Source organism: Synechococcus sp. MIT2312 (genome assembly GCF_059772315.1).
The window spans coordinates 824,952-850,226 of record NZ_CM186281.1 but is presented as its reverse complement, the minus strand read 5'-3'; the positions used below and the strand labels follow the sequence as shown (position 1 = coordinate 850,226).

The 25,275-nt window shown below is 56.0% G+C and carries 23 protein-coding genes; 6 read left to right on the top strand and 17 right to left on the bottom strand.

Annotated elements, in window-relative coordinates; genetic code table 11:
• Window positions 1–37 precede the first annotated feature (37 nt).
• From AC6EI9_RS05150 to AC6EI9_RS05130, 5 genes are read right to left on the bottom strand one after another with little or no spacing between them, the layout of a single operon-like run.
• Window positions 38–1,165 carry an FUSC family protein gene (locus tag AC6EI9_RS05150; RefSeq protein ID WP_498469452.1) on the bottom strand — a complete coding sequence of 376 codons (1,128 nt, stop codon included), beginning with the start codon at window positions 1,163–1,165 and terminating at the stop codon, window positions 38–40.
• Window positions 1,162–2,124 (bottom strand): FUSC family protein, encoded by a 963-nt coding sequence (locus AC6EI9_RS05145; RefSeq protein ID WP_498469451.1) that lies wholly within the window; start codon window positions 2,122–2,124, stop codon window positions 1,162–1,164. Before AC6EI9_RS05145 ends, AC6EI9_RS05150 begins: the two co-directional genes overlap by 4 nt.
• A 36-nt stretch (window positions 2,125–2,160) precedes the next feature.
• Window positions 2,161–3,063: an LCP family protein gene (locus AC6EI9_RS05140; protein ID WP_498469450.1), complete on the bottom strand. Its 903-nt coding sequence runs from the start codon at window positions 3,061–3,063 to the stop codon at window positions 2,161–2,163.
• Between the two features lie 60 nt (window positions 3,064–3,123).
• A complete protein-coding gene (locus AC6EI9_RS05135; RefSeq protein ID WP_498469449.1) occupies window positions 3,124–5,250 on the bottom strand; it encodes a cation:proton antiporter in 2,127 nt (708 codons plus the stop codon).
• The gene (locus AC6EI9_RS05130) at window positions 5,250–7,058 is read right to left on the bottom strand and encodes an ABC transporter ATP-binding protein (protein ID WP_498469448.1); all 1,809 of its coding nucleotides are present in this window, start codon (window positions 7,056–7,058) and stop codon (window positions 5,250–5,252) included. The genes AC6EI9_RS05135 and AC6EI9_RS05130 overlap by 1 nt, the downstream gene beginning before the upstream one ends.
• Window positions 7,059–7,159: 101 nt before the next feature.
• Between AC6EI9_RS05130 and AC6EI9_RS05125 the strand changes: the two genes are divergently transcribed.
• Window positions 7,160–7,357: a hypothetical protein gene (locus tag AC6EI9_RS05125; RefSeq protein WP_498469447.1), complete on the top strand. Its 198-nt coding sequence runs from the start codon at window positions 7,160–7,162 to the stop codon at window positions 7,355–7,357.
• A 19-nt stretch (window positions 7,358–7,376) separates the two neighbouring features.
• On the opposite strand, the gene rbp is transcribed toward AC6EI9_RS05125, so the two are convergent.
• The 8 genes from rbp to AC6EI9_RS05085 all read right to left on the bottom strand — a co-directional run bounded on the left by rbp (window position 7,377) and on the right by AC6EI9_RS05085 (window position 19,906).
• Entirely contained in the window at window positions 7,377–7,727 is a 351-nt protein-coding gene (rbp, locus tag AC6EI9_RS05120) for an RNA-binding regulator (protein ID WP_498469446.1), read from the bottom strand.
• A gap of 290 nt (window positions 7,728–8,017) precedes the next feature.
• Window positions 8,018–8,314 (bottom strand): hypothetical protein, encoded by a 297-nt coding sequence (locus AC6EI9_RS05115; RefSeq protein ID WP_498469445.1) that lies wholly within the window; start codon window positions 8,312–8,314, stop codon window positions 8,018–8,020.
• Window positions 8,315–8,319: 5 nt separating this feature from the next.
• Window positions 8,320–10,146 (bottom strand): DEAD/DEAH box helicase, encoded by a 1,827-nt coding sequence (locus tag AC6EI9_RS05110; RefSeq protein ID WP_498469444.1) that lies wholly within the window; start codon window positions 10,144–10,146, stop codon window positions 8,320–8,322.
• Between the two features lie 107 nt (window positions 10,147–10,253).
• On the bottom strand, window positions 10,254–10,601 hold the full coding sequence (locus AC6EI9_RS05105; RefSeq protein WP_498469443.1) for a phosphomannose isomerase type II C-terminal cupin domain: 348 nt from the start codon (window positions 10,599–10,601) through the stop codon (window positions 10,254–10,256).
• Window positions 10,598–12,286, bottom strand: coding sequence for an ATP-dependent DNA helicase (locus AC6EI9_RS05100; protein ID WP_498469442.1), 1,689 nt, complete (start codon window positions 12,284–12,286; stop codon window positions 10,598–10,600). The genes AC6EI9_RS05105 and AC6EI9_RS05100 overlap by 4 nt, the downstream gene beginning before the upstream one ends.
• The gene (locus tag AC6EI9_RS05095; RefSeq protein ID WP_498469441.1) at window positions 12,286–15,942 is read right to left on the bottom strand and encodes a UvrD-helicase domain-containing protein; all 3,657 of its coding nucleotides are present in this window, start codon (window positions 15,940–15,942) and stop codon (window positions 12,286–12,288) included. Before AC6EI9_RS05095 ends, AC6EI9_RS05100 begins: the two co-directional genes overlap by 1 nt.
• Window positions 15,942–19,256, bottom strand: coding sequence for an exodeoxyribonuclease V subunit gamma (locus AC6EI9_RS05090; RefSeq protein ID WP_498469440.1), 3,315 nt, complete (start codon window positions 19,254–19,256; stop codon window positions 15,942–15,944). The genes AC6EI9_RS05095 and AC6EI9_RS05090 overlap by 1 nt, the downstream gene beginning before the upstream one ends.
• A complete protein-coding gene (locus AC6EI9_RS05085) occupies window positions 19,250–19,906 on the bottom strand; it encodes a metallophosphoesterase (protein WP_498469439.1) in 657 nt (218 codons plus the stop codon). The genes AC6EI9_RS05090 and AC6EI9_RS05085 overlap by 7 nt, the downstream gene beginning before the upstream one ends.
• A gap of 121 nt (window positions 19,907–20,027) precedes the next feature.
• On the opposite strand from AC6EI9_RS05085, the gene AC6EI9_RS05080 reads away from it, so the two are divergent.
• A complete protein-coding gene (locus AC6EI9_RS05080; RefSeq protein ID WP_498469919.1) occupies window positions 20,028–20,240 on the top strand; it encodes a hypothetical protein in 213 nt (70 codons plus the stop codon).
• Between the two features lie 446 nt (window positions 20,241–20,686).
• Here the strand turns inward: AC6EI9_RS05080 and AC6EI9_RS05075 are convergent, their stop codons facing one another.
• Both AC6EI9_RS05075 and AC6EI9_RS05070 read right to left on the bottom strand, forming a co-directional pair.
• The gene (locus AC6EI9_RS05075) at window positions 20,687–20,983 is read right to left on the bottom strand and encodes a hypothetical protein (protein ID WP_498469438.1); all 297 of its coding nucleotides are present in this window, start codon (window positions 20,981–20,983) and stop codon (window positions 20,687–20,689) included.
• A gap of 60 nt (window positions 20,984–21,043) precedes the next feature.
• Window positions 21,044–21,478 (bottom strand): hypothetical protein, encoded by a 435-nt coding sequence (locus AC6EI9_RS05070; RefSeq protein ID WP_498469437.1) that lies wholly within the window; start codon window positions 21,476–21,478, stop codon window positions 21,044–21,046.
• Between the two features lie 296 nt (window positions 21,479–21,774).
• Here AC6EI9_RS05070 and AC6EI9_RS05065 point away from each other — a divergent pair, with 296 nt between their 5' ends.
• Window positions 21,775–22,230 carry a hypothetical protein gene (locus tag AC6EI9_RS05065; RefSeq protein ID WP_498469436.1) on the top strand — a complete coding sequence of 152 codons (456 nt, stop codon included), beginning with the start codon at window positions 21,775–21,777 and terminating at the stop codon, window positions 22,228–22,230.
• Between the two features lie 9 nt (window positions 22,231–22,239).
• Here AC6EI9_RS05065 and AC6EI9_RS05060 read toward each other — a convergent pair whose 3' ends face one another.
• Together AC6EI9_RS05060 and AC6EI9_RS05055 are read right to left on the bottom strand one after the other, a co-directional pair.
• A complete protein-coding gene (locus tag AC6EI9_RS05060; RefSeq protein WP_498469435.1) occupies window positions 22,240–22,422 on the bottom strand; it encodes a hypothetical protein in 183 nt (60 codons plus the stop codon).
• 119 nt (window positions 22,423–22,541) lie between these two features.
• Entirely contained in the window at window positions 22,542–22,739 is a 198-nt protein-coding gene (locus tag AC6EI9_RS05055) for a DUF3104 domain-containing protein (RefSeq protein ID WP_498469434.1), read from the bottom strand.
• Between the two features lie 396 nt (window positions 22,740–23,135).
• Here AC6EI9_RS05055 and AC6EI9_RS05050 point away from each other — a divergent pair, with 396 nt between their 5' ends.
• The 3 genes from AC6EI9_RS05050 (at window position 23,136) to AC6EI9_RS05040 (ending at window position 24,546) form a co-directional block, all read left to right on the top strand.
• A complete protein-coding gene (locus tag AC6EI9_RS05050) occupies window positions 23,136–23,414 on the top strand; it encodes a hypothetical protein (protein ID WP_498469433.1) in 279 nt (92 codons plus the stop codon).
• A 303-nt stretch (window positions 23,415–23,717) separates the two neighbouring features.
• Window positions 23,718–24,185: a hypothetical protein gene (locus AC6EI9_RS05045; RefSeq protein ID WP_498469432.1), complete on the top strand. Its 468-nt coding sequence runs from the start codon at window positions 23,718–23,720 to the stop codon at window positions 24,183–24,185.
• Complete coding sequence (locus AC6EI9_RS05040; RefSeq protein ID WP_498469431.1) at window positions 24,178–24,546, top strand: hypothetical protein; 369 nt, start codon at window positions 24,178–24,180, stop codon at window positions 24,544–24,546. The genes AC6EI9_RS05045 and AC6EI9_RS05040 overlap by 8 nt, the downstream gene beginning before the upstream one ends.
• The last annotated feature ends 729 nt before the right edge of the window (window positions 24,547–25,275 follow it).

The following is a 25,275-nucleotide window of genomic DNA, read 5'->3' as shown; positions in this document are numbered from 1 at the left end:
TCCTTGAGGGCTTTGATCCTGACGCCGCACAACGAGTTCAGCGAGTTGCAGTGACAGGCTTCGATCTGGCCATGCCTGGCAGGCAGTCGTGCATCACGGAAGCCCCATGTTCAATCAGGGATGTCCGCAGAACGATCTGTCGCATCTGCTCTGGGGCAATGTCGGATTCCTTGCCTCGACCTCCAGCGTGCAACTCGAGGTTGACCGTTAGCTGCTTGGCCACGGCCTCCAGATCTCTGTTCAGCGCCATCAAGATTTGCAGGTCCAGCGACTGCTGCTCTGCCAGGTCGGGCTGGCGAAGGTTTGCGGACAGGGCCTTCAGCAGCTTGATCTGATGTCTGAGCACGTCCGCCTCGTCGAGATGAATCGCCTGGATCCAGGGCGGCGACTGAATCGGTGCCGCCAGTCCCCGCAAGCCATCCAGCACTGAAAGGAGCTGTGAGATCAACAGGTCAAGTTCTGTCCAGAGCTGATGCAGCGGGTGGTTCTCCGGATTCAGGCCCAGTTCCATCTGGGCCTGGTCGCGTTGCTGTCTCAGGGCATTGAGTTGTTGCAGGATCTCGATGCGCCTGTCCCTGCGATTGGCCATGGAGAATCGGGTTGGAGTGCTGTCCTCAAGCCGTTGTGTCTCCAGCTGAAAGTCCTGGATCAGTTCGTCGATGAATCTGGCGAACTGCCGGTGAAGCGAAGGAATCGTGCCACTGGGCCAGACGTACCGAGTCGCCCACAACGACAGCGCGATGCCAAAGGCTGTCCAGAACAGGCGCGACATTCCCCAGATGGTTTCCTCGGCGCTGTGGACCAGCCAACCCATGATCACGATGTTGCCGGCGACCTTGTAGCCCACCTGCAATCCCAGAGCACCTCCGAGCAGACGAACGCTGGCGAGGGCAAGGCCGAGTCCAAGGGGCAGAGGCAGTTGAAGACTTCGAGAAAAGAGCAACACGATGATGACTCCCATCACCGACCCGAGGATGCGTTGAATGCTCAGCTTCATTGAGTTGCCGTAGCTTCCCGATAAAACTGCGGCCGTGCAAAGAGGCACGTAGTAGCCGAAGGGAACAGAGCTCAGCAATCCGAAGCCCGCACCCAGACCCGTCACCAGGGCGAGCCTGATGTCGGATCGCAGGATCCAGGGATTGGATTGTTTTCTGGATCCACTCATGATGCTCGCTCGGCATTGAGCAGCTGCTGGCAGGTCAGCACGCGTCGGAAGCGCGTCACCTGTTCTTCAAGAGCGATCCGCTGGGGCAACGACAACCCTTGATCGCAGCCGTTCAGATCCAGTCGTCGACGGGGCGCTGGTCGTTCAGCCAGGTATCGGCCCAGTGCAGGGAGATATTCCGTCCCCTTGTCTCTGTGAAGCCGCTCGATCAGCCGTTCCACGAGTAGCCAACGCGCCTGCTGGCAGCGCCACAGACTGAGGCACTGGCGCCAGTGATCACGATCCAGTCGCTGCACATGTCGCGGTCCCAGGCTCAGCTCCACATTGATCAGGCGCTGCAGCTCTAGAAGCTGCTTGGTGATCATGGCCGGCTGGATCGCAGGTGGAGGACTCCCCCTGCCCTGCAGCGCAAGGCTGTGGGCTTCGACCCTTGTTTGCAGAAGGTCGGTGAGCTGTTCATGCAGGTTTTGCATGCGCGCTAGTCGATTCTTCGGCCAAAGCAGACGACCCATCACCAGGGCCACGATGATTCCCACCAGCGTGTCGACGCTGCGGTTGAACACGTAGTCCCAGCTGAGCGTGGCGTAGTCGTGAATGCCCAGAAACATCACGGTGACCGTCACGGCGGTGGACATGCCGCTGGCCCAGCCAAACCGCCGCAGCAGCGGAATCGAGATCAACAGGCTGACAAGGATGCCGATCCAGCCGGTCATGATCGAATGCACCAGAAAGGTCACCAGCCCACCGGTCACCGTTCCGAGGATGCGTCCCCGGGCAGCCCTCAGACTGTTCTCGTCCTGATCGTCGACGATCAGGTTGACGGCCAGAAGTGGATACCAGACATAGGTGATGCGCTGGAAGTGCTGAGCGATGGCGCAGGTGATCAGGATGCTTACCCCGAGCCTGATGCTCTGTCGCAGCAGATTCCTGTCCACAAATGCAAAAGCCGGCGTCGCCATTGTGAATGGCTTCGGCGATGAAGGCTCGTCGTTGGCTCAGTAGAGGAAGCGGTAGCGCCAGCCGCTGGATTCACTGGCATCACCTGCGCTCTGTTGTGCAGGCCATTCCGTGTCGAGATAACTGATGCCGTTCCGGTAGAAGGGGCGTGCATCAAGACGTTCGGTTTCCAGTTCCGTCAGCCCCATCGCCGTGATCAATCCGCCCAGCTCCATGGCGCCGAGATCGGTTTCAAGGTTGTTGCCAGCCTCTTTGATCAGGGCGGGCAGTTTCACAAGATGTTCAGGCCGGGTCAGTCGGCTGAACAGGCTTTTCAGGACAAGCTGTTGTCGTGCCAGACGTCCCAAGTCTCCTTCCTCGTCGTGTCTCCAGCGCAGGAATCCCTCAAGATCATGACCTGTGAGCAGCTGAGGTCCGGGTTGCAGATCAATCAGCAGCCCCTGACTGTTGTCGCGGTAATAAAGCCGTTTCGGGACATCGACCTCAACGCCCCCGACCAGATCACTGAGTGTTCGGATTCCATTGAGGTTCACAAGGATGTGATGGTCGATCGGTCGACCCATCAGCCTGGATAACTCAGCCTTGACGGCTTCATGCCCCCCGTAGGCATAAAGAGCGTTGGCCTTGACAGGCCCGAAGCTGTGGGAATCGATGAAGCTATCTCTTGGGATCTGAGTGATGGAGGTGCGTCCTCCTTCCACTTTCAAGGTGAAGATCGCATCGGTGTTGCCTCCCCCATCGTCAATACCCAGCACGAGAATCTCGCGATTGTCAAAGACGGACCAGGCTGAAAAGGGGTTGCTGACTGGCAGCAGGAGAGGAGCCTCAGATTCGGGCAACAGGGAGCGACTGAGCGGAATCGCCAGCAAAAAGCCCCCTGTCAGCCCAACAATGGCTGACAGGATCAAGGTTTTTGGCCGAACTTTTCTCGCATCATCCATTGGCGCACTTTAAGCCCGAAACTTCCATTTCTTAATCATTTCTTTCTTGGTTGGTGTGGGTCAGGTCAAGGGTTCGCTGATCACCATCGAAGCGCAATTCAGCAGAGACACCAGATTGCTGGTTCGATCACTTGCAGGAATGGGTAGCCCTGCGACCTGACGGCGCTGAGAACGCAAGATCACCAGATCGTGATCGCGGCTGCTGCTTTCGATCTTGGTTTCAACTCCAGGTCCGGACGCGAGCTGAATCCGAATGACGGCGCCCATGCTGCTGCGGGGTTGCCAGCGACGCAGCTCATGTTCGATCCGGATGCGTTCAGATCGATTGAGTCGAGGATCAACGATGTGCAGAAGCGTGATCAGGCCCTGCTCGCTGGATTGGCTCGCGAGAAGCCGTTGGGCAAGCTCGAACTGTTCGCGGGCGCTGGCGGAGAGGTCTTTGATGGGTACAAGAATTCGTTGAAGCGTTTCGACCGGTCGTTCGGCCAGGTTGACCACCACAACGGGGCAGTGTGCGCTGCGGCAGACCCCGTCCACGAGGTCACCGAAGAACCAGCGCCTCAGCTTGTCCGGTCGTCCCGCTCCAATCATCAACAGATCAGCACCCTGCTCCAGGGCGCTGCGACTCATTCCGCCTGCAATGTCTTCATCCAGCCGCAGCAGGCAGCGGGTTCTGACCTTGAGCTGCTTGCCAATGGTCGCTGCCTGGGACAGTCGTTCCCTGGCGGATGCCATGGCGCGATTCAATCCCCCCCGCGCTTCTTCAAGACTGGGACAGACCAGCGCCAGGGGCAGTAATTGACCCTGCACGTCGGTACTTCCACTCAGCAGCCGGGACGCAATGCTCAGCAGCCCCTGTTCCGTCGATGGATTCGCAATTGGAACGACAATGGTCAGAGGACGGCTGACCACATCAAGGGGGATGTCATCGCCTGAGAGGACCTCCTCGCCAGGTGCTGTGCCGCTGCGTCGTGTTCGTTCCGGTTCCACCAGCTGCCTGACGGAACGTGCGGTGAGGATCGGTCCCAGGGTTGCGGTCACCACCATCATCGCCAGAACCGCATTCAGCACCGCTTGGTCGAGCAATCCGGCTTCGTAGCCAATGAATGCTGTGGCCAATGTCGCGGCGACCTGTGGCATGGCCAGCGACCACATCATCACCATCTGGTTGCCGTTGTACCGGAACGCCCGACCGGCAATCAGGCTCACCACGCCTTTGCAGCTGATCACTCCGATCACCATCAGAACAGGCAGCTGAACATTGGTGATGGAGCTTTTGAGGCTGTTCAGATCAAGCAGGAGGCCGAGGTGAATAAAAAAGATGGGAATGAACAGTGCCGCACCAACCAGAATCACCTGCTGTTTTGACTTGCCCTCCGGCAGAACCGAGTTCACCGCCAGTCCAGCCAGGAAGGCTCCCACGATTTTTTCCACACCGGCAAGTTCCGCTCCCATCGAAGCGATGAACAGGATGAGCAGGATGGTGAGGAAGATCCTGCTCTCATCGTTGACGCTTCCGCGGAAGATTCTGCGTCCGACTCTGCGAATGATCGTGACGACGGCCACTGCAAAGATGGCGACGCTGGCGATCAGGCCTGCCAGGTTGGTGAGCGAAAAGGACTGCCCGCCAAGACCGATGGCGATCGCGAGCACAACCAGAGAGGCGATATCGGTGAGAATGGTGCTGCCAACGCTGACCACGACAGCTTCATCTCGCTGGGCTCCATAACTGCGCACGATTGGATAGCCCAAAGGGGTATGCGTTGCAATCAGGCTTCCGATCAGCAGACAGGGCACCACTGGATAGCCAAGCAGGAGTCCAATCCCTCCACCGGTTGCCATGCCACCGACAAAATGGAGAATGCCAATGGTCAGAGATCGACTGCGAACTCGTTTGAACTCATCGAGATCAATCTCCAGTCCGACGATGAACAGGAGGTAGATCGCTCCGATGTCAGAGACGAGTTGAAGGGTTTCACCGTCTGGCTGCAGAAGATTGAGAGCGCTGGGGCCCATCAGAACGCCCGCCAGCAGCAGGCCGACGAGATCGGGAAGGCCTGTGCGCCTGAACAGCGGCGGAACCAGCATTGCCAGCGCGATGAGCAAGGCGAAGCTTCCCAATGGCTGATGTGCCAGATGGGACAACGATGTGAACCCCGGTGATGCCGCAGCGAGCAGATGGCTCATCAAAGGATCAGGGCTTCATCGCGGCGAAGTCCGGCCTGAACGCGCCAGAGATCGGCATAGACACCAGCTTGTTGAAGCAGTTGTTCATGGGTGCCGTCTTCCACGATGCAACCGTGATTCATGACAACGATGCGATCAGCATGTCGAACTGTGCTGAGTCGATGAGCAATCACCAGTGTGGTGCGGTTCGCGGTGATGCGCATCAGTGAACGCTGGATCGCGGCTTCGGTGTCGTTATCAACCGCAGCGGTTGCTTCATCGAGAATCAACACAGGAGCATTTTTCAGAATCGCTCTGGCCAATGCGATCCGTTGGCGCTGCCCTCCGGAGAGCCGTTGTCCTCTCTCTCCCACAATCGTGTCGAACTGTTCCGGCAGTGCCTGAATGAACTCCAGCGCCTCGGCCTCTCGCGCGGCGTCACGCACTTCCTCGGCTGAGGCGTTAGGTGCTCCGTAGGCAATGTTCTCACCGACACTGCCATGAAAAAGGTAAACGTCCTGACTGACGAGGGCGATTGAACGCCGAAGATCATCGAGCCTTAGCTGCTCAACTGGGATCTCGTCCAGAAAAATTCTCCCTGAATTGATTGGATAAAGCCTCAGCAACAGTTTCACCAGAGAGCTTTTGCCTGAACCGGTGGCTCCCACAATTCCCAGTGTTTTGCCCGCGGGAATGGTCAGATTGAATCGGTTCAGCAGAGCTGGACGGTTCCGATAGGCAAAATCGACCAGCTCGTAGCGAATCTCTCCACGCACCTGCGGTGGGGCGAGACGGCGGCTTCCACCAGCGATCTGGATCGGTGTGTCGATCAGATCCAGCACCCGATTCGTTGAGGCCATGGAGCGTTGGTAGTCGTCGAGTGTGCGGCCGAGAGTGGTGAGCGGCCAGAGCAACCTCTGGGTGATGAAGACAAGAAAGCTGTAGGTACCCACTGCGATCACGCCATTCCTGGCCTGAATTCCCCCGACAAGCAGAATGGCCAGGAATGCAAACAAAATGGCGAAACGGATCAGTGGAATGAAAGCGGCAGAGATCCTGATGGCATGGCGGTTGCACTCCCTGTAGGCATCACTTTCCCGGCGTAGCTGTTCAAGCTCCCATCGTTCTTGGGCAAAGCTTTTGATGGTGAGCATGCCTCCAATGTTGTTGGTGAGCCTGGAGGCCATGTCTCCTGCTCGGCGGCGTACATCGCCATAGCGAGGGGCGAGCCGGTGCTGGAAATTCAGCGAGCCCCAGAGAATGACTGGGATCGGAAGGAAGGCGAAGAGCGCCACACCCGGAGCCAACAGCGTCATCAAACCACCCACCAGCAGCACGGTGGTGATGAGATGCAGGATTTCATTGGCTCCGTGGTTCAGAAATCGCTCAAGCTGATTGATGTCATCGTTGAGCACCGTGAGCAGCCGTCCGCTGCTGTCGTGCTCGAAGAAGTCCATCTCCAGTTTCTGGAGATGGTCATAGGCCTCAAGACGCAGGCTGTGTTGTGCGCTCTGGGCGAGATTGCGCCAGAGCAAGCCATAGAGATACTCAAAAAAGGATTCAGCCGTCCAGACCAAAAAAGACAGCACTGCCAGCACGATCAATTGACTGAGCACCGTGGTGGCACCGAGCTGAGCAAGCCATGACGTGTCCTGCTGAACAACGACATCAACAGCGAGCGCGATCAGCACCGGTGGTGCCAGATCGAAGATTTTGTTGATCACCGAGCAGCTGGCCGCACACCAAACCCTCCTGCGGTAGGGGCGCAGATGCTGAAACAAACGAATCAGAGGTGCCTGCTCACTGGCCTGAGGCTTGGAATGGGGCATCCGTTCGGTGAGCTCACTGTTTCATTCAAGCGTTGTGTTGCGCAGGAGCTTGGGTCAGCTCACAGCCGAGCTAGACCATGAAAGGAGAACGAGGAGGTTGCATGACCCGTTCACGCGCACTGAACCGATTTCATCGGTATCTGGCACATCGTCATCGGCAGATCCTGCGCTGCAGGATTCCGGATGCTCAAGCTGAATGGGGTGGACATGAACCACTGGACGTGAGTGAGCGCCTGAAGCGGCGTGCTCTTCAGCGTGATCAGTGGCTGGATGGCTTGGAGCAGGAGCCAGCTCTCTGAGCCGGCTCCCAGGCGCTGATCACCAGCGATTTCCGCCGCCGCCGCCGTAGCCACCGCCACCGCCGTCACGACCGCCGCCGCCGCCGCCATACCCACCGCGGCCGCCGCCACCGCCACCGCCACTGCGTTCACGGGGTGTGGCTTTGTTGACGCGGATCATCCGACCCATCCATTCGACATTCTGGAGGTCGTCGATTGCTTTCTGTTCGTCTTCGTCGGTGTTCATTTCAACGAAGCCGAAGCCGCGCTTGCGGCCTGTCTCTCTGTCGAGAGGAAGGCTGGCACTCTTCACTTCACCGTACTGGCTGAACAGGTCAAGCAGGTCTTCCTGCTCAGCCTGGAAGGAGAGATTGCCGATGTAGATGGTCATTTCCTATTGGGACCGATGGACATTTGATCAGTGGAGCCGTGGTCCGAATTGGAAAGTCCTTGATGCTGTAGCCGAGAAGCTGAAGCCGGGGGGAGCGAGCCGATCAGAGCCGAACGATGATGCTGATGCTGTTACACGCTACAGCCTGGACAGGAAAGAGATGCGAAAAAAGTGTCTCATTCCAGTTGGGGCTTGTTGATGTGGGTCTTGAGGGGTTGCGGATCACCGCTCAAAGCGCACCATCAACAGTTCAGGTTTGGGGAGGCACCCTGACCAATTTCGAGTGGAATTCAGATTTTGAAGCGTTCAGCTGCCTGTTGTTTGCAGGTTTCCTGTGCCGATTCAATGGTGCTGAGCAGAGATTGCCACTGGATTGAATTGCCCTTGTTCATTTCTCTGAGAAAACACTCACAGGTGAAATCTCCCATCCCCTCAGGAGGGACTTTGCCGGCCTGGCGCATGGCCGTGTTGAAGCCGGCAAGGCAAAGCTGAGTGATCTTGTTTTCAGCTTCCACGGAGTACGCGGGCCCGCAGACCGGGATCAGCGTGGCAAGCGCCACGCTGATCAAACAAAGGCGGCCGACCATCAGGGTCAGGAGGCTGGAGTGATCTGCAGCTCTCGGTTCATGACTTTCAGTCTGCGAAGGGCGTTGTACACATCCTCAGGCATGCCTTTGGGAAGATCCACAAGACTGTGCGCATCAAAGATCTGAATTCTTCCGATCATCCGCCCCTGCAGGCCTGATTCATTGGCGATAGCGCCGACAAGGTTACCCGGTTTGACACGGTCGCGATAACCCACCTCAACCCGGTAGCGCATCATGTTGTCCTCAGGTGGGCGTGACTCGCGATCGACGCGGCGACGATCGCGACCGCGTGGATCTCGGCGATCATCACGACGATCGGCTCGGGCGGGTGTCTTGAGCCAGCCTTCATCTCCGTGCACCAGCAGTGGTTGATCACCCACTGCAAGCTTCAAGGCTGCCACTGCCAGCTGCTCCATGCTCAGCTCGTTCTCCTGGCCCACCCTTTGAATCAGCTCCTGCAGCAACGGGGTTTCTTCGTTGCTTTCGGCTCCCGCAGCCTGAGTGAGGCGATGACGCAGCCGATTCAATCTGCTTTCGTTGATTTCGGCATTGCTGGGAATGTCCATCGGTTCAATGGCCTGTCCCACCGCCCGTTCGAGGTTGCCGACAAAGCGACGTTCCCGAGGCGTGATGAACAAGATGGCTTCGCCTGTACGACCTGCACGACCTGTGCGCCCGATGCGGTGCACATAAGCCTCGCTGTCGAATGGCATGTCGTAGTTGATCACCAGCCCAATCCGGTCCACATCGAGACCACGGGCTGCCACGTCTGTGGCCACGAGGATGTTCACCGTGCCCTTGCGCAGTCGATCAACCGTGCGTTCGCGCTGGTTTTGCGGAACATCACCATTGAGAACCGCCACATCATGACCTGACGCCTCAAGGGACTCAGCCACGGTGAGAGTGATCGCCTTGGTGCGGGCGAAAATGATCACACCTTCGCCGGTCACCGCCTCCAGGACCCGGTTCAGGGCCTCGAGTTTGTGACTGTTCTGCAGCGTGATGGACCTGTGACGGATTCGTTTGGCTTCACGGTCTTTGGTCTTGATGGTGATCTCTGCTGGTTCGCTCAGGTAGCGCTTCGAGAGACGACGGATCTCATTCGGCATCGTTGCTGAGAACAGCACCACCTGACGCTCTTCAGGCAGTTGCTCGAGGATCCACTCCACATCGTCGATGAAGCCCATTCGCAGCATCTCGTCGGCTTCATCCAGCACCAGACTGCGTAGTCCCGAGGTGTTCAGAGTCCCCTGGCGCATGTGGTCCATCACCCGGCCAGGGGTCCCCACCACCACATCCACACCACGCTTGAGGGCATGAATCTGCGATCTGAAATCGGAACCCCCGTAGATCGCCAGCACATTCAGATGGGGATGTCCGGCGGCGTAGGCCTTGAAGGAGTCGGCCACCTGCATCGCCAGCTCGCGAGTGGGTGCGAGCACCAGCACCCTCGGATGATTGCTACGCCCCTCAAGGCGTTCCAGAAGCGGAAGTGCAAAGGCAGCGGTTTTGCCCGTGCCGGTCTGAGCCTGGCCGACCAGATCGCGGCCCAGCATCAGTTCTGGAATGGCCGCTTTTTGAATCGGGGATGGTTCCTTGTAGCCCTTTGCATCCAGGGTCTTCAGCAGTGCTTCGCTGAATCCGAAACCAGCAAAGCCAGATGGATTGGATTGATCAGTGCCTGGGTCGGCAACGGATTCGTCGTCCCCGCTCGGTTCAATCACGGTGGTGAACAGATCCTGTTCTGAGGCCTCGGCTGTCGCTACAGGAAGCTCTGAAACAGTGAGATCCACTGCGCAGGGCTCAACGGCCTGCGATTGCGTCTGGGTCATGTCGATGAAGGCGGTCTGCCTGATTGATCCTTCAAATCAGGCCTGCAACGTCCCATCGGCATGTTGTGCCGCGCTGTATTGCTTGCCTTCTTTTCAAAGGTGGATGGTCAAGTTATCACCCTCCCGAAGTCATCCTCCAGTCGTTCGATGTCGGATTCCAGCAGAATTGAACCCCGTTGGACCTCGATGATCAGAAGATCTCCGGGACCTCCGAAGGCCCGGTGAATGGCTCTTACAGGAATCTCAAAGGTGTTGCCCACCGCTGCGTCCATCCAGGTGCCATCGCAATAGACGGACCCACTTCCAGCTGCAATCACCCAATGTTCGCTGCGATGTTGGTGGCGTTGCAGGCTGAGACGTGCGTTCTGCTTCACAAGCAGTCGCTTCACTTTGTAGCCGGCTCCTTCGGCCAGCTCCTCGTACCAGCCCCAGGGACGCTCAACTTGTGTCGTCACACCGACCCCTGACGATCGACCGCCCCCAGCATGCCGCTGCTCTTCGAGGATGCCAGTCGCACCACGGTCAGTTGGTGCCGAGCTCTTGTTATGGCGGTGTAGAGAAGCGCTGTGTTGCCTGCGTCATCGCAGGGTGGCCACAGCAGCACCACCTGATCAGCCTCGCTGCCCTGGGCTTTGTGAATCGTGAGAGCCAGAGCTGGTTCGATTCGGCGGACCCTGGCTGGATGCAGCAGTCGATACACGCCGTGGCCTGAGTCATCACTGCATCGGAACAGCAGCCTGCGTGTTTTGCCGCTGCCGATGCAGAGCCCGAGGTCGCCGTTGGCAAGCCCCAGTTCGATTTGATTGTCGCTGCAGAGAACAGGCAACCCCTCAGGCCAGTCACGGGCATCACTGCCCGACACCCAATGGCTGTGAAGGCTGTCCACTCCCCACAACCCCCGACGACGCGGGCAGAGCACGATCAAGGCATCGAGGCGCTCGAGAAGAGCATGAGCGAGTTCGGGATCTGGCGATCCATCAGGCCTGACCTCCAGGTTGCTGGCCGCCAACCTCAGGGTTTCCAGCTGCTGATCGACGGCATCGGTCACCGTCGCTGGAAACCGAGAAGACTCAAGCAGCAGTTGATGCACGTTGGCCGCGTCGTCGAGATCAGCGAGGTCGTTCCAGAAGGCTTCCGCCCCCTGACGGCACAACAGTGAGCTCAGTCGAGCCAGGTCTCCTCGGTTTCTGTACACCTGATGGAGACGCACAGCAGCAGTTCCGAATCGCTGCTGCAGGTCTGGCTTCTGTAGGTGTTGCCAGATAGCACCCACTCCGATCGGTGGTAACTGATTGGCATCACCAACAAGCAGTAGTTGTGCTGTGGCTGGCAGAGCATCCATCAGTGCCTGGGCCAGTGTCAGGTCGACCATTGACGCTTCGTCAACCACAAGCAGATCCAGCGCGAGTGGATTGCGGCGATGACGGCTGAAGCCTCCTGGTCTGGCCTGCAGCAACCGATGCAATGTGGTGCAGGGCAATTCAGCTGTGCGTTGATCGCCTTGGATTGCATCCTGCAGTCGCCGTGCCGCTTTCCCTGTCGGAGCGGCCAGATGAATGCGCAGGTCTCCGCGATCCGCCATGGCCCGGATCAGCATGGCGCGCACGGTGCTGGTTTTGCCGGTGCCGGGCCCTCCGCTGAGCAGCACCACCCTGTGATCACTGACCGCATTGACCGCCGCAAGCTGCTCCGGATTGAACTTCTGTTCCGACGTCAATCGCTTGGTCTCATCTCCGCTGCGACGTCCCTCTGGCTTGCCCACAGGGGATAGTGCACTGCGTTTGATCAGCGTCTGCTCCAGCTCCTCCATGCCCTGATGCCAACGTCGCCAGAGCAGGCGATCCCCTTCCATCACCATCAGCACAGGCTCTTGTTGCAACCAGCCGCTGGCCTCAATCACCCGTCGGTGCGTCTCGGGCCAGCCATCGGCCTCCAGCTCACTCGGTTTCTGGTTGCTGCTGCCCAGATCGATGCTCATCTCCCCCTGGCCGAGAGCCTGGGTCATCGCCTGCACAAGATCTTTTAGAGCACTGAGCTCGTTGTTGCCGAACTCCGCCGGAGGTGGATAGCGGCGCAGCAGCATCGACATCATTCCTCTGCTCAGAGCCGATGAGGTCGCTGTCCGATCGTGGGGATCCATCAATCCTCACCTCGTAGAACACAGTCGAGCGCGTGGAGGCGTTGCAGAGGTGCTGCTTCAAGAATTACGCCGCTTCCGCCAGATTTGGAAACGCCACGAAGGAAGACGTAGGCGTATCCGCCGAGATGTCGCGCAGGCTGGTAGCCGTCGAGTCGCCACTGCAGGAATCGATGCAGGGCGACAAGGTAGAGATGGGCTTGCAATGGATAGTGATGCAAATACATCTGCTCCTCCATGGCGCTTTGTGAATAGTGACGCGGTCCGCAGTGCAATGGACGACCGTCCGCGTCTCTTTCGCCGATCCAGTTGCTTTTCCAGTCCGCAACCCACCAGCGAGCAGTGGCGGGATCGTCGCCGTCAGTGAAGACCAGATCGATGGAGCCAGTGAGAAAACCTCGGCTCAGAAACTCCAGATCTTCCAGTGAATCGGCGTAGCGTTCACCGAATCGGCAATCGGGTTCAACGCGAAAGGCCCGCGCCAGTTGCTTGGGCTGGACCGCTCTGCCCTGATGTGCGACAGGCAGATCAAAGCTGAGTTCATGCAACCGCCGTCGACTGTGCAATGACTTCAGTTGCAGATTGCCGAGTGGCCCTCCAAAGGGGGCCTGCATCAGTGTCTCCAGGCCCTCGAGGACTGCATCCGCCATGTCGGTCTCCAGGCCGGACCGCGTCAGTTCCCGCTCCACCAGAGCGTGGTTGTTGTCCTGTTCGATGTCTTGATCAAATGGGACCTGCTCCAGGATGCGGTGCAGGCAATCACCGGCTGCTGCACCTCTGGGAAATGCTCCCAACGGGCTGTCCTTGGGATCCATCGGTTCGCTTTGATCGCTGAATGTGGGGCTTTCGGTATCTGCACCGGTCTGGGCATCCACATCGCGTCCTTCCTCAAGGTTGCGCGGGTCTGGGCTGGTGGCTTTCGCATTGCCGTGGCTTGAGATCCAGGCCGAGTAGCTGCTGCGCCCCCAGCTGCGGTCAAAAGCATGATCTGGCACGGCACCACATTGCAGATTTCGTTCAACCACCCGGGGGTGCCATTGCTCGCTCACAGGGTCGACGTCAGCTCGGTGCAGGCTGATCAAGGGACCCGGTGGGTCAGCGAGTTGCTCCAGCCATGGTGCGAGTGGATTGCCCTCCTGCCGAGCTGCCCTGGCCTGAAACAGAACGAGATGGCGTTCAGCCCGTGTCATCGCGACGTAGGCGAGACGTTCCGCTTCAGCTCGACGTTCCAGTTCATCGCATTGGCTGGCTGTATGTCCCAGTCCCCAGTGCGGGTTCAGCGCTACGCGCCAGCTGCCGGATTCGTCCCCTGCCGGCACACGCCACAGTGGCCCTTTCCCAGGAGAGGCCGCTTCCCACAAATAGGGGCAGATCACCACCGGATACTGCAGACCTTTGCTGCGATGAACAGTCACAACAGCAACCGCACTTTCGGCTAGATCACTGAAGGGCTGACGCTGTTCCGGGATCGTGTCTGGAGGGTAAAGGCGCTGGCGTCGCAACCAGTCGGCACCACTTGAAGCATCCAAGCCCTGACGGTGCATCGTGTCCTGCACGAGTCGTGCACATTGCTGAAGGTCACCAAGCAAGCGGCCGCGACTTGATAGATCGGCCACGGTCTGCCCATCGATCAGACGTGCCAGGCAACCCATCAGTCCTAGCTTGGGCAGCTCGATGGTGAGCTGCTGGAGCTGAGAGGCCAGCTGATCCAGCTGACCGTTGTCATCGGCGTCTGCCAGTTCATCGCTTCTCCACTGCAGGAGTGAGGACACGGCTAGCTGTCGTAATCCGCCGGCGTGGGCAGGCCGTGCGAGTGCGTCAAGAAATGTCTGTAGATCCGAGGCTCCTTGGCTGCTGAAGACATCTCCCTGACTGACAAGGCGGCTCGGCAGTCCGGTCGCTGCCAGCTCTGCGCGGATGTCTTCGGCCTGGCGATGCCTGCTGACCAGGATGCAGAATTCGGAGGGATCCAGGCCTGGATCTTGTCTCAGGGTGCGCAGGATCAGGCCGGCTGTGATCCGGGGAATCCGCTCCTCCAGAGATGTACGGCTGCTGGTTCCATCGTCGTCATCGGGATTGATGTCGTGGATCTGGAGTGATGCACTTCCCTCGAGCAGTGGCAGAGGTTGTGCGGAAGATCTTGGCGTCACCTCAGGCACCGAGAGTTCGGAGAGCAGCAGTCCAGGAGCCATCAGCTGATTCATGGCCTGCATCAGCAGTGGTGTTGTGCGGCGGTTGTCGAGCAGGTCGTCAATACAGTCCGCATCACGCCGTGCCGCTTTATAGGTGTTCAGATCTCCGCCGCGGAAGCGATAGATCGCCTGTTTAGGGTCCCCGACCATCAGCAGCAGATGGTTCGGTGTCGAGAAAGCGGTTCTCAGCAGTCTCCACTGAAGCGGGTCGGTGTCCTGAAACTCATCGATCAGAACCACTCGGTACCGTGCCCGCAGAGGAGTCAGCCAAGCTTCCGCTGCATCTGACTGAGCCGGGTCGAGTGCGTCCAGCAGCCCCGAAAAGCCAACAACCCCGCGTTGACTGCGCCGCTCGTGGAGCTGTTTCAGCCCTTTGATTAGCAGGTGGCGCCAGGTCTGTTCGGCTGGTCCGTCCCAGAGGTCGGCGATGGCGGTCTGCACTGCGGCTGAAGCAAGGCTGGGTTCAGCTTCAGCGCAGGACCGCGCTGTTTTCTGAAAGCTGCCTGGATGGAAATAACCACCGAGAAGTACCTGGTTGCGCACTTCGACGTAGTGCATCGAATGTCCACAGGTCTTGCTGATGTGGTCAGTCCAGGTGTCGAGCTCCTTGCTCCGGTCTTTCCTGGGGCGGGCACTAAAGGGTTTGGTGTCGGTGCAACCGAGGCTGCGCCATTCGGCGGCGCAGTCTCGAAGGGCTTGTTCCAGAGCCGCTCCCCCGCTGTTCCAGCTAGCGAGGAAGTGCTCCCAGCGGCTCTGCAGCCAACCCTCAAACACCTCACAAAGAGTTTGCTCAGGCGTGATCGACTCCGCATCTTCAGCAATGTGCACCGCACAATCACCATCCAGCCTCTGAAGGGCTGAAGCGAGTGCTTCGGGCGACAGGCCTGCTTGCAGCAGTCCTGCAACGTGTCCCGGCTTGAGTTCAAGAACCTCCTCTCGCCAGAGGTCATGGGCGACCTGGACAGTCAGGGTCTGAGGATCATCATCAAGGGCAAGATCGATGGCCTGACCGTTCTGAAGCGCTTGCCGGCGAAGGCTGCGGCGGCAGAATCCATGGATCGTGGTGATGTCGGCTCGCTCAAGGGCTTCGAGGGCCTCGAGCAGTCGGCTGGCCAGCAGCCTGCGTTGCTGGGAGTCCTGTCCGTGCTGCTCAAGCCAGTTCTGCAGGACTGCATCTGTTTCAGGCAACAGGGTGCTGCTCCGTTCCTTGTGCAGCAGGCCCTGCAGAGCGGCGTCAAGTCGGCGTCCGATCCTGTCGCGCAATTCATCGGCCGCGGCTTCCGTGAAGGTCACCACCAGCAGTTGATCGAGGTTCAATCCTTGTTCCGTCACCAGTCGCAGAACGAGGTGGGCCAGGGCGAAGGTCTTTCCTGTTCCAGCGCTCGCCTCCAGGAGTCGAACGCCCGGCGTTAATGGGTAGGTATTGGCGTCGAATCGTCTCGTGCTGCTAGCCGTTGCCATCGTCATCAGCACCGTGCCTCGAGCAACGGTTGGTATAACGCCTGAAAGGCGGCTTCAAAGCCTTCAAGGCCTAACAGCAACTCGGCATCGCAGTGGCTGCCGAAGCAGACTTTCTGCTCGGGCCGATCCCGTTCGGCCCAGCCGCTGAAGCCCCCCTGCCAACGATTCATAAAGGCCTTATCCGCCGCTGCCTCCCCCTTGGACCAGGCCAATGCCCTGGCCAGGCCGCTGTCCGGTGGGACCGGCCAGCACAGCTCAGCTCCCTGCTGCGCCAGACTTTGCAGAGCTTGGATGGCGTGATCAGCCTCCCGGGGGTTCAGCGCTCTCCAACGCATGGCGATGTGGAATTGATCGGCTTTTGCACTGCCGTCTTGTCGGCACACCACAGCGGTGTTGCAGCCAGCATCATCCCGTTGGGCAAGCAGGTGCCTCAGCCAGCTCTGCAGCAGAGAGCGTGACTTCAGCCTTGATGTGCTGATCTGAACAGCGGTTTCGCCTGCCATCAAAAAGGCTGAATGCTGGGAGGCCTGTTGCTGCTGCAAGCGCAGAGGCCCAAGGCTCAGAACAGTTTTTTGGAGGTTTTGCCAGCGTCGCTCCAGGCGATTGTCCTCCAGTTCAGCAGCAGCGCCAGGAGGCATGAGGCCTTGCCCGCAGCTGCGGGCAATCCAGTCCTCCGTCTCCTGAACGTCCCAACGGGCTTGGGGATCGTGCGCCAGCAGATCGAGCTGTTCTGAGAATCGCTGGTTGAGCAACTGATGACAGTCCAACTCCGGTAGCGATAGAGGGGAAAGATCGTTGACAGGATCAGACCATTCAGCCGCGTCGATGCCCTGACGTTTCAACCATTCCTTTTGGGGGGCCTGCAGCCAGAGCTCCAGTCGTTCGATCGCCTCCGCGTTGATGGGTGAGGCTGCATCCGTTGTTGTTGGAGTCTGCCAAACAAGCGGTAAAGCCAGGCCCAGATCATGTTGTGCCTGATTTCCCCCGATCTGCGCATCGAGATTGCGCCGTGCGTCTAACAGCCTGCGGTCGCAACTGATCGCGTCTCCTTGTGGTGTCGCCATGAAATTGGCGACATCAAGAGGATTGGCAGGAGGGTGAATCAGCAGCCGGTCCATTTGATCAGTCTCGAGCTGCTCTGCAAGCAGACTCAGCCACTGTTGAACCGGTGGGCATGGCGGCAGGTTGTCGCCTTGTCGCTCATCACGGCTACTCCAGCTGATCAGCAGATGCTGTCGTGCTGAGAGCAGTGCCTCAAGCAGTACATACCGATCCTGGTCCGTACTGCTGGGGTCACCGAGTCGACGTTGTAGTTCGAGCAGGTGAAAGCCTGCACGCTCCTGATGTCTTGGGAAGGAGGAGGCATCAAGGCCCATCAGGACGATCACGCGGTGTGGGATCGCTCGCATCGGCTCAAGGGCGCTGATCGTGAGGGCGCCGCTGCGGTGTCCGAAGCGGCCGCTTTCCGTGGAGAGCGCTTCCTCCAGCACGCTGATCACAACAGCAATATCCAGTTCCAGCGAGCAGTCATTGGCCTGAAGCCGCCAGGTCTCAAGGCACTCATGAATGGCCTGCAGCTCCCAGTCCCAGTTGCCACCATCGTTGAAAATCTCCAGAAGCAGCCTGCGCAACCGATCCACCCATTCAGGGCAGGTAGCACCGCAACGCAACTGAGAGATCCACCCAGCCACTTGATCCAGCAGTGGCCACCACACCTCGAGTTGCTGCAGGCTCAGATCAGTGAGCGCGGGGGCACAGGAATCAACGGCCAGTCCCGGTTCCTCCGGCAATGCCAGACCCAGCAGCCAGCGATCCAGGCACCAGCGCAAGCTATTGGTGTCATCTCCGTTGCGTTCAGCTGCATCCAACCCCCAGCGAAAGCCACTGCGCTGCAGTGCATCGGTGATTGCCATCGCGTCCTGCGATGTCAGCTGTTTCAGGCTTTGCAGTGCCGGATTGCCAAGCAGTGCCTCCAGACCGGTTGCGGTGAGCCGATCAGAGCTCAAGCGCAACAGGGTCATGAAAGCCTGTTGAAGTCCAGGACAGTTTTGTTGACTTCGATCGGTCAACCGCCAGGGCAGGTCCACACCCGTGGCATCCCGATCGGAAAAGACAGAAGCCAGCAGTGGTGCATAGCGCTCCACATCGGGAGTCATCACCAGAACATCCCTGGGCTGCAGGCTTGGATCAGCGGCCATCCAGCTGAGGATGCGATCACGTACAAGCTGAACTTCTCGCCAGGGACCTGCACAGCCCATGAATAACAGCGAATGATCGCCTTGCTCCAGTGACAGAGCTGATTGGTCCGATTCGCTGCTCGCAAGCTGACGTTGCAGCTGTTCCAGCAGAGACGCCGGTGAGTCTTCTGTCGTTCTCATCACTGTGGGATCAGCGAACAGGTCGCCCTGTTCCCAGCTGCCCAGCAGACATTCGCCGCTTCCCTCCAGCAGCAACTGAAATTCGGCACCCATGCGGCCCAGGATTCCCTCCAGGCGGGGAGCTTCAATCAGCCAGGAGCCATCGGGGGAGTTGGTCCAGTCTTCACCCAGTTGCCTGCGTCGTCGCTGCGACCGCTGCCAAAGGTCAGGACAGGGTGTGAGTAAAAACAAATCAACGCTGATGCGTCCGGCCAGGGCCTGCAACAAATTGATCTGGACCGGGGCCAGATTGCTGACGCCGAAGAGGCGTAGGCGTGGTGGCAGGGGCAGTGCAGGGTCTTCGCCGTTGCGAAGTCGTTCAATCACCTGTTGCACCTGCAAGCCGAAGGGTCTGCATGGCAACCGCGCTGCCAGAGCACGGACCAGACAAGGTTGCCATCGCAGGCTCTCCGGGAGTTGATCGCCTGCTCCTCCTGCCAGCCAGTCAGCGAGCTCCTCTGGCCTGTAGAGGGCGTAATCGTCGATTGCATCAGCCAGGCTGCGGGCCAGTTGCCACTGGTCACGATTCAGTTGTTCCTGTCGACCGCCATGGAGATCCCACCATTCCCGGAGGTTTGACGCGCACTCGTCTTCAAGCAGGTTCGGCAGTACCTCCAGGACGTGCCAGACCAGACGCTCCGCTCTCCATGGATCTTCGATCGCAGGCGCATCGCTGAGTACGGTCTGCACAAGCTGCCGCAGGCGACTGCCAGGGAATGGAAAGCGCACCAGTGCACTGATCCCATTCACCCTGGCCAGCTGTTCTCCGAGCCAACGGCTGGTTGGCCAGGTGTTGACCACCACCTCGATCTGTTCAAAAGGACCAGGAGGCTCAAGTCTGAGTTCCTGCGCCAGAAGTTCAGCGAGCAATTCCGCTCGGTTGCTGCGGTAAAGCCTCAGCAAGGTACTTCTGCGATGAGCTCATGACGGTCTGCGGGCGTTGCCCTGTCAGTGGGCTCTCCGATCACCTGCACCACTGCTCCAGTTTCTGGACAGAACGCGGAGAGCAGACCGCCGTAGACCGCGCCTGTGTCGATCATCACGATCTGGCCGCGATGCTCCACTGCCGGTCGGGGCGTATGGCCCACCACCACGGTTCCATAGCGACCGTCGTAGTTTTCCCAGAAGGATTCGCGCACATTGAGGTCTGGCTGACCCTGTTCATCAAAGCCGGCATGGGTGGCGACCCATCCATCTCCGAAATACACCAAAGGAAGTGCGCTCAGGCGTTGTTGCCATTCCCGCGTCAGCGCGTCACCCAGTTGTCGGTAGGTCTCGATTGTGAGCAGATCATGTCTCCCCTTCGCTGAGATGGATTGAAGACCTTCCACCAAACGTTGCTCGTGGTTTCCTCGCAACCAGGTGGCTCGACCGCTGGCCACCAATTTCCACACCAGATTGATGCATGCGGCGATTCCAGGCCCCCGATTGATCACATCGCCACAAAACACCAGGTGATCTTCGGGCGGAAGCACTGAAATCAGGCGAAGCAGGGCCTTGTGACATCCATGTACGTCACCGATAACCCAGTGATGGCCCCGAGGGGACGCCATTTCGAGCGCTTCGATCACTCGATTCTGACTGTGTGAACCAGAGCTGTCAGCGAATGTGATTACGGTGAGACGCCAAAGAGCTCTGGATATGGATCCCCGTTCTCTTTCCCCTTTCCGCCGAGTGGCTTTGTTGGTCAAGGCACTCGACGGTGCCAAGAAAACAAATCAGGCGCTGGCTCGGTGTAGCGATGGAGAGGAGATGCTGGATGTGCTGCTCGGAGCTTCACAGAAGCTCAAACTTGGACTAACGCGTGAAGAGCTGCGCAACACGCCACCAATTCGCGACTGGGTGTGGTGGAAGAACAAGCAGGCGCTGGTCACCATTGGGAACTGATGGTGGAACAAGGGTGGAACGTCCTTCCCCTTTATCAGGGCGGAAGAGGTGTCATTCGTTAAGTTCCTCACGCTTCTAATCCCAGTCTTATCGGGGGATTGGGAATTTCATGATCTATTTCATTCTTGAAGCTCTGAGCAACCAGAATCTGGTCTACAGGTGGCAAGATTCTCTCTTCCCTTGATTGACAGCCTCAGAATCTTATGAGCTTCATCATCATTCCTTCTTGACTCAATCCAGCTATCAACGATCCGGCTTTTTCAGTTTACCGAGCAACACCCTCATCAGGAGTAGGTTATGTGCTTGTCTAATCGCAGATTGAATGTAATTCATCGCTTTTAAATTGAGAGCATTGTACGCTGATGCACTCTTGAAAAACCCAACATTTTAATCTCTTCAACCGCAGGCGATGTGGAAGGAGTAATGCACCAAGGAGGATTGGCTCTTCATAACGAACAGCCTAGTTTTGTCCACTCATCCATCGCTTGAATAAATCCTGGCTGGTTGACAGCATCATCAGTAAACAATGTTTCTTTAACAAGCTCTATTCCGGCCTCACTAATGAATCCCCTGGATTTAAGCGTGCATACAACTGCCATCGCTGATCCGAACGACATAAAGCCGCAAGCATTCTGGGTTGTCTCGTTTGGAGAACACATCTTGTTGATTTCTTTGGAATAGTCGAGTGAGTATGCCGGTGATGCTGTAAGGAGCAGGGCTCCAACGAGGCTGAGGTATTTCATGTCAACAGATTAGAGACAAATCCTCGTTTATCTACTACCGACGAAAGATTTGATCATTGCTCAACCATACCGATTCCAATAAGATTCCAGGATTTCAACGAGTTGTTCGGGTTTCTTTCCATAACACTCACTCAGTGAACGCATCTGATCATCATGATTCATCCAGAAGCTCACAAACTCCGTTTTGCTGTTGGATAATCCTGCTCCATGCTGCACAGTCGTGATCCCAAAACGATTGATGTCACTCCAGCGATAATGAAACTTTCGAAACATTATTCTATTTCGTATGCCATCCGGACCTAGCTTTAACCAGCTACTTCCTGGCCAAAGCGTCAATATGCAGATCAGAATTCCGAATCCGCCGATAACGCATGCGAGCAGTCCGAGTAATGTTTCAGTGTTGTGATCGCCAGTCTGGGAGATGCCCAATATCATAAAGACTTTGCTGACCAGCAACACCAGAATCCACTTGATTTTGCTGGGATAAAGCGTCATGGACTCTGGAAGGAATTCTTGTTGATTCACTAGCTTTAGAGTTTGTTGATTGGCTGTTCAATAGGCTAATAGAGTATCTCAGCTTGAACTGCTGCGCCAAAAGGAAGATGAGTTTAATGATTCCAGTGAAGGGAACTTCACGAACCAAGAGAAAGTCAGCATTCTTAAGGATGAGCGTTTGAAAAGCTAAGCTATCTGAAGATTTGACAATTGGTTGTAGACAAAGTCTACATCGAGTGGATAATTGATTTAATGATTGAAATGCCTTGTATAACCAGTCGTCTGTTTCTCCGCCAATGCAGAAGCGGCTCGACAGAATTGATTCTCTGATCAAGGAAGGTTATACGCTCAAAAGAAGTGGATGGTTTGATATTCAATTTCACAATAGTTCTGGAATCAGGGTGAATACACTGCAGCCTTGGAAATCTCCAGGTGGGTTTTCTTGGATTGCCTTCTGGTTCCCAGGAGTCGTGTGCTGCCAGATCCGTGAGTGGTCATATTTTTACTGGATCGCGATTATTTTTTCATTAAGCGTTGTCTTCGCCAGTCTCCTCAATAATGATTTGCCCAGCACTGGTGGCTTCTTGTTGAGCTTGCTTTATGGATGCTTATTTCCCTATATGAGATATCTGGCGATCGAAGAAAAGAAACAAGAGTTTTCAGTTTTAACTTCTTTCTTTATGTCCATCGGTTTGACCATTGTTGCCATTATTCCTGCAGTAATCCTAGCAGTGATCCTGGGTGTTGAGTAATGGATTGAATCACTTAAGACTTGCAACGACTCGATCGAATGCTGTAATTTCATGGCGGCTTAATACAATCTCCAGTGAATAGTATTCCACTGTGTTTTTGATCGTAATTGTGTTATCTGGTTTCTCTATCGGATTCTGAGCATCATTTCTATTTGTCGCAGTGGTGAGTTTGTTCTTCAGATCAGCATTCATGATCAAGTTCGTTCATCCCTCAAGGAGAAGCACTTCTCATCAAGCAGGGTTGGGCTCAGTCCTTGTGTCCTTTCTTGCAAGGGTGAAACATCCTGTGCATCTGCTTGACGACCTGTCCTTCAAGAGTCAGGAAGAATGTGAGTCACCAGGTCTGCGTTGATCCAACGAATGACCCCTGAATCCACATCGGCCACTTGAAAAAGGTTGTGGATGCTTGGGTCACGAGCAGCTCCGCCGCAGTGGATCACTTGTCCCATCCACCAGTCCTTGCTTTGGGCTCCACCAGGTCGCTCGTCACTCCTCACGATCACCGTCATGCCAGGTTTCACATCCAGGAACCCAGGCCTCCCTGCATCAGGAGCTTTGACTGAACTGAAGTGATCGACTGACACAATGCCATAGTACCTAAGTACTAGCATGCTAGTGCGTCGGTTGTGCTGCGTCATTTCTTTTGTCTTAGATCACGACACGTCGCGCCTCAGCGTTTCTGGTTGATTGGTGTTGCTGTGTCTTGGCTATACCGTCGAAGCCTGAGTTCCTTTGCGATGGCAGCGATGAATTGCTTGATCGTAGACTCCAGGACTGTCCCGAAAATCGTCGTATTGGGATCAAGAACGATCGGGGTCGTTACGCGGATCTGCATGGTGTAGCAGCATTGATCACCTGACAACGCAACTCAGTCGACGCACACTTCATAGGTCTGTTGAAAATGCATGAGTCCTGCTTATCTGATCACCACACCTGTTGAAGTTGATGTGCTCTGGAAGGTCAAAGCAGCTTCTGAGGAAGAAGCAGTTAAAAACCTCTCAGAGCATTGCACAGAGCTGAAGAAAACGCCCGATTCAATGACGCTAGGCTCTTTCACAAAGGGAATTTCATACAGAGGATTGCCAGACGAAACGCAGAACATCCAACAGATGTCGATCCGCTTCGCTGCCGACAATCCTCATCGATGCGTTGTTTTTGATGAGCTTGACGAAGGAGAGAGCTGATGATTCCAGTTTGCTGATCTGATTGCCCGCCCACCAAGGGCAGGGATTCGAACCTGTGCTGATTCCAGATGTTGATGAAGATACGTTTTATTAGTGAGGGTGGGTAAACCGCATATTCATTTCACGCAATACCAGCTGCGCTATTTTTAGGAATTGTGGTCATCCTTGAACGGATGATGACCGACCTGGCGAGTAGTAGGTCGCTACTCCTTTTTTCTGGAGCTGCCCAGAGCTGCTATTTATCTCGAGCTTAAGTCGTGCGATTTTGCTTGTTTTTGATTGATGATCGTCTAATCTGGGTCGATGCAAAGCCACAAGCCACAGGACAATCGGAGATGGGAAGAAAAGTTCTATTCCATCAAAGATGATCTGATTGAGCACGCCAAAGATTATTCAAGATTTGAAAGTGGCTTCTACTGGAATGATTCTCAACACTCAGGATTATTGTTTGTTTCGAGCAGGTTGGTTGATAAATACCAACTCCGCATGATCCCTGATGATAATATTGAATGTTGGATTGATGATTGTAGCTTGAATGCCAGTGATAGAGAAGAGAGTCTTGAAAGGTATGCTTATGCAATTTATATTCACCACGCTGAAGCTTTTTCTATTACAAAAGATGGATTAGACTTTTCAAGCGGTGCTTATACGAGAACACCTCATGGAGAATGTTACTCACTCGAATTTGTGGCATGGTTTAATGATTTTGCTGTTGAACTTCTCAAGGAAGGAAAAGAAGATCTGAAAATTGTTAGGTGGTGTGATGGCTAATTTGTCAAACTGGTATGAATCAAAGAGCTTAGTCGTTCAAGCCCTTGTCGATCTGATCTGCCAGAGAACGTCCTTCGTGCTGAGGGAACCAGAGATTGACAAGTTTATCTTGATCCTTGGAAGCTACGGTATTGAAACGGAAAACAACTTTGCAGATTCATTCTTCGCTGAGTACGAGGGTGACGATGATGGCGTCTTGCAGCAGTTTGTTCAGGACTGGTGTGGCGTTGCTAAGGGATGTCTTCCTAAAAAATTATTGAAGGAGGCCAATTCAACGCAACTTTGGAATGATCTAATTCGGCATGACTTTTACAAGTTAATTTTTAATGGTAACACTTACTTTTTTAAGAGGATTTTTTAAGTTCTATAGCTTTACAGTATAATAAGTGTCTTGTTCATTTCTGGGTCGGAGGTGAAGAGAATCTTGATCGAAATCACGCTACTTTTGAAGGTCTGGACACAGGTTTCAAGACTCGAAAGACCATTGGCAAGAAGCATGTCTCGAAGAATTAACGGCTGTTGAGTTGGCAGACCAATGTTATGGTGTTATTAACCAGTTTAATCCCTTTTGCTGAGGTCTGGATCCAAATCGGGGTGAGTGTCTTTCGATTGAGCATTTGATTAATCCCCTCAATGCTCAGAGCCAGTTGACTGGTCCATGTTGATCGAGTTTGTCTTTGAAGGATGAATTAGCCAAACAGGTGACTGAAAACCTTCTCAAACCTCATACCTCCCTTCATATAGAGAAGAACTACCGATGAAATGATGATTGAGTTGAGGATCAAGAAGCTTGAGATGACCCTGATTTCATTTTTCATTTCATAATTTTCGCCAATGTGATACAGCTGCTGTGGCTTGAAAGCTGTTGTGATCTGGAAGAATGTCTCTTGAAGCCCCCCTCTATCCGCACTTGCCCTCTGTCTTGTCGACATTGAGCTGTTTTTATTCAAGCTTCATGCAGATGTCCTTTGAGCTTCGCTGGTGTCGTCAAAGATCAGCTGTTGATTGGTTTGAGAATTCATGCTGGATCTGTTGACAGTTTTGTCCTGATGGCGGGCTTTTCAGTCGGTGCAACTGGTTGTGCCTTGAG

Excerpts from the sequence above, each read along its gene's own strand:
- AC6EI9_RS05150 (WP_498469452.1), bottom strand. The coding sequence starts at position 1,165 with ATGAGTGGATCCAGAAAACAATCCAATCCCTGGATCCTGCGATCCGAC.
- AC6EI9_RS05145 (WP_498469451.1), bottom strand. The coding sequence starts at position 2,124 with ATGGCGACGCCGGCTTTTGCATTTGTGGACAGGAATCTGCTGCGACAG.
- AC6EI9_RS05140 (WP_498469450.1), bottom strand. The coding sequence starts at position 3,063 with ATGGATGATGCGAGAAAAGTTCGGCCAAAAACCTTGATCCTGTCAGCC.
- AC6EI9_RS05135 (WP_498469449.1), bottom strand. The coding sequence starts at position 5,250 with ATGAGCCATCTGCTCGCTGCGGCATCACCGGGGTTCACATCGTTGTCC.
- AC6EI9_RS05130 (WP_498469448.1), bottom strand. The coding sequence starts at position 7,058 with ATGCCCCATTCCAAGCCTCAGGCCAGTGAGCAGGCACCTCTGATTCGT.
- AC6EI9_RS05125 (WP_498469447.1), top strand. The coding sequence starts at position 7,160 with ATGACCCGTTCACGCGCACTGAACCGATTTCATCGGTATCTGGCACAT.
- rbp (WP_498469446.1), bottom strand. The coding sequence starts at position 7,727 with ATGACCATCTACATCGGCAATCTCTCCTTCCAGGCTGAGCAGGAAGAC.
- AC6EI9_RS05115 (WP_498469445.1), bottom strand. The coding sequence starts at position 8,314 with ATGGTCGGCCGCCTTTGTTTGATCAGCGTGGCGCTTGCCACGCTGATC.
- AC6EI9_RS05110 (WP_498469444.1), bottom strand. The coding sequence starts at position 10,146 with ATGACCCAGACGCAATCGCAGGCCGTTGAGCCCTGCGCAGTGGATCTC.
- AC6EI9_RS05100 (WP_498469442.1), bottom strand. The coding sequence starts at position 12,286 with ATGGATCCCCACGATCGGACAGCGACCTCATCGGCTCTGAGCAGAGGA.
- AC6EI9_RS05095 (WP_498469441.1), bottom strand. The coding sequence starts at position 15,942 with ATGACGATGGCAACGGCTAGCAGCACGAGACGATTCGACGCCAATACC.
- AC6EI9_RS05085 (WP_498469439.1), bottom strand. The coding sequence starts at position 19,906 with ATGGCGTCCCCTCGGGGCCATCACTGGGTTATCGGTGACGTACATGGA.
- AC6EI9_RS05075 (WP_498469438.1), bottom strand. The coding sequence starts at position 20,983 with ATGAAATACCTCAGCCTCGTTGGAGCCCTGCTCCTTACAGCATCACCG.
- AC6EI9_RS05070 (WP_498469437.1), bottom strand. The coding sequence starts at position 21,478 with ATGACGCTTTATCCCAGCAAAATCAAGTGGATTCTGGTGTTGCTGGTC.
- AC6EI9_RS05065 (WP_498469436.1), top strand. The coding sequence starts at position 21,775 with ATGCAGAAGCGGCTCGACAGAATTGATTCTCTGATCAAGGAAGGTTAT.
- AC6EI9_RS05060 (WP_498469435.1), bottom strand. The coding sequence starts at position 22,422 with ATGAATGCTGATCTGAAGAACAAACTCACCACTGCGACAAATAGAAAT.
- AC6EI9_RS05055 (WP_498469434.1), bottom strand. The coding sequence starts at position 22,739 with ATGACGGTGATCGTGAGGAGTGACGAGCGACCTGGTGGAGCCCAAAGC.
- AC6EI9_RS05050 (WP_498469433.1), top strand. The coding sequence starts at position 23,136 with ATGAGTCCTGCTTATCTGATCACCACACCTGTTGAAGTTGATGTGCTC.
- AC6EI9_RS05045 (WP_498469432.1), top strand. The coding sequence starts at position 23,718 with ATGCAAAGCCACAAGCCACAGGACAATCGGAGATGGGAAGAAAAGTTC.
- AC6EI9_RS05040 (WP_498469431.1), top strand. The coding sequence starts at position 24,178 with ATGGCTAATTTGTCAAACTGGTATGAATCAAAGAGCTTAGTCGTTCAA.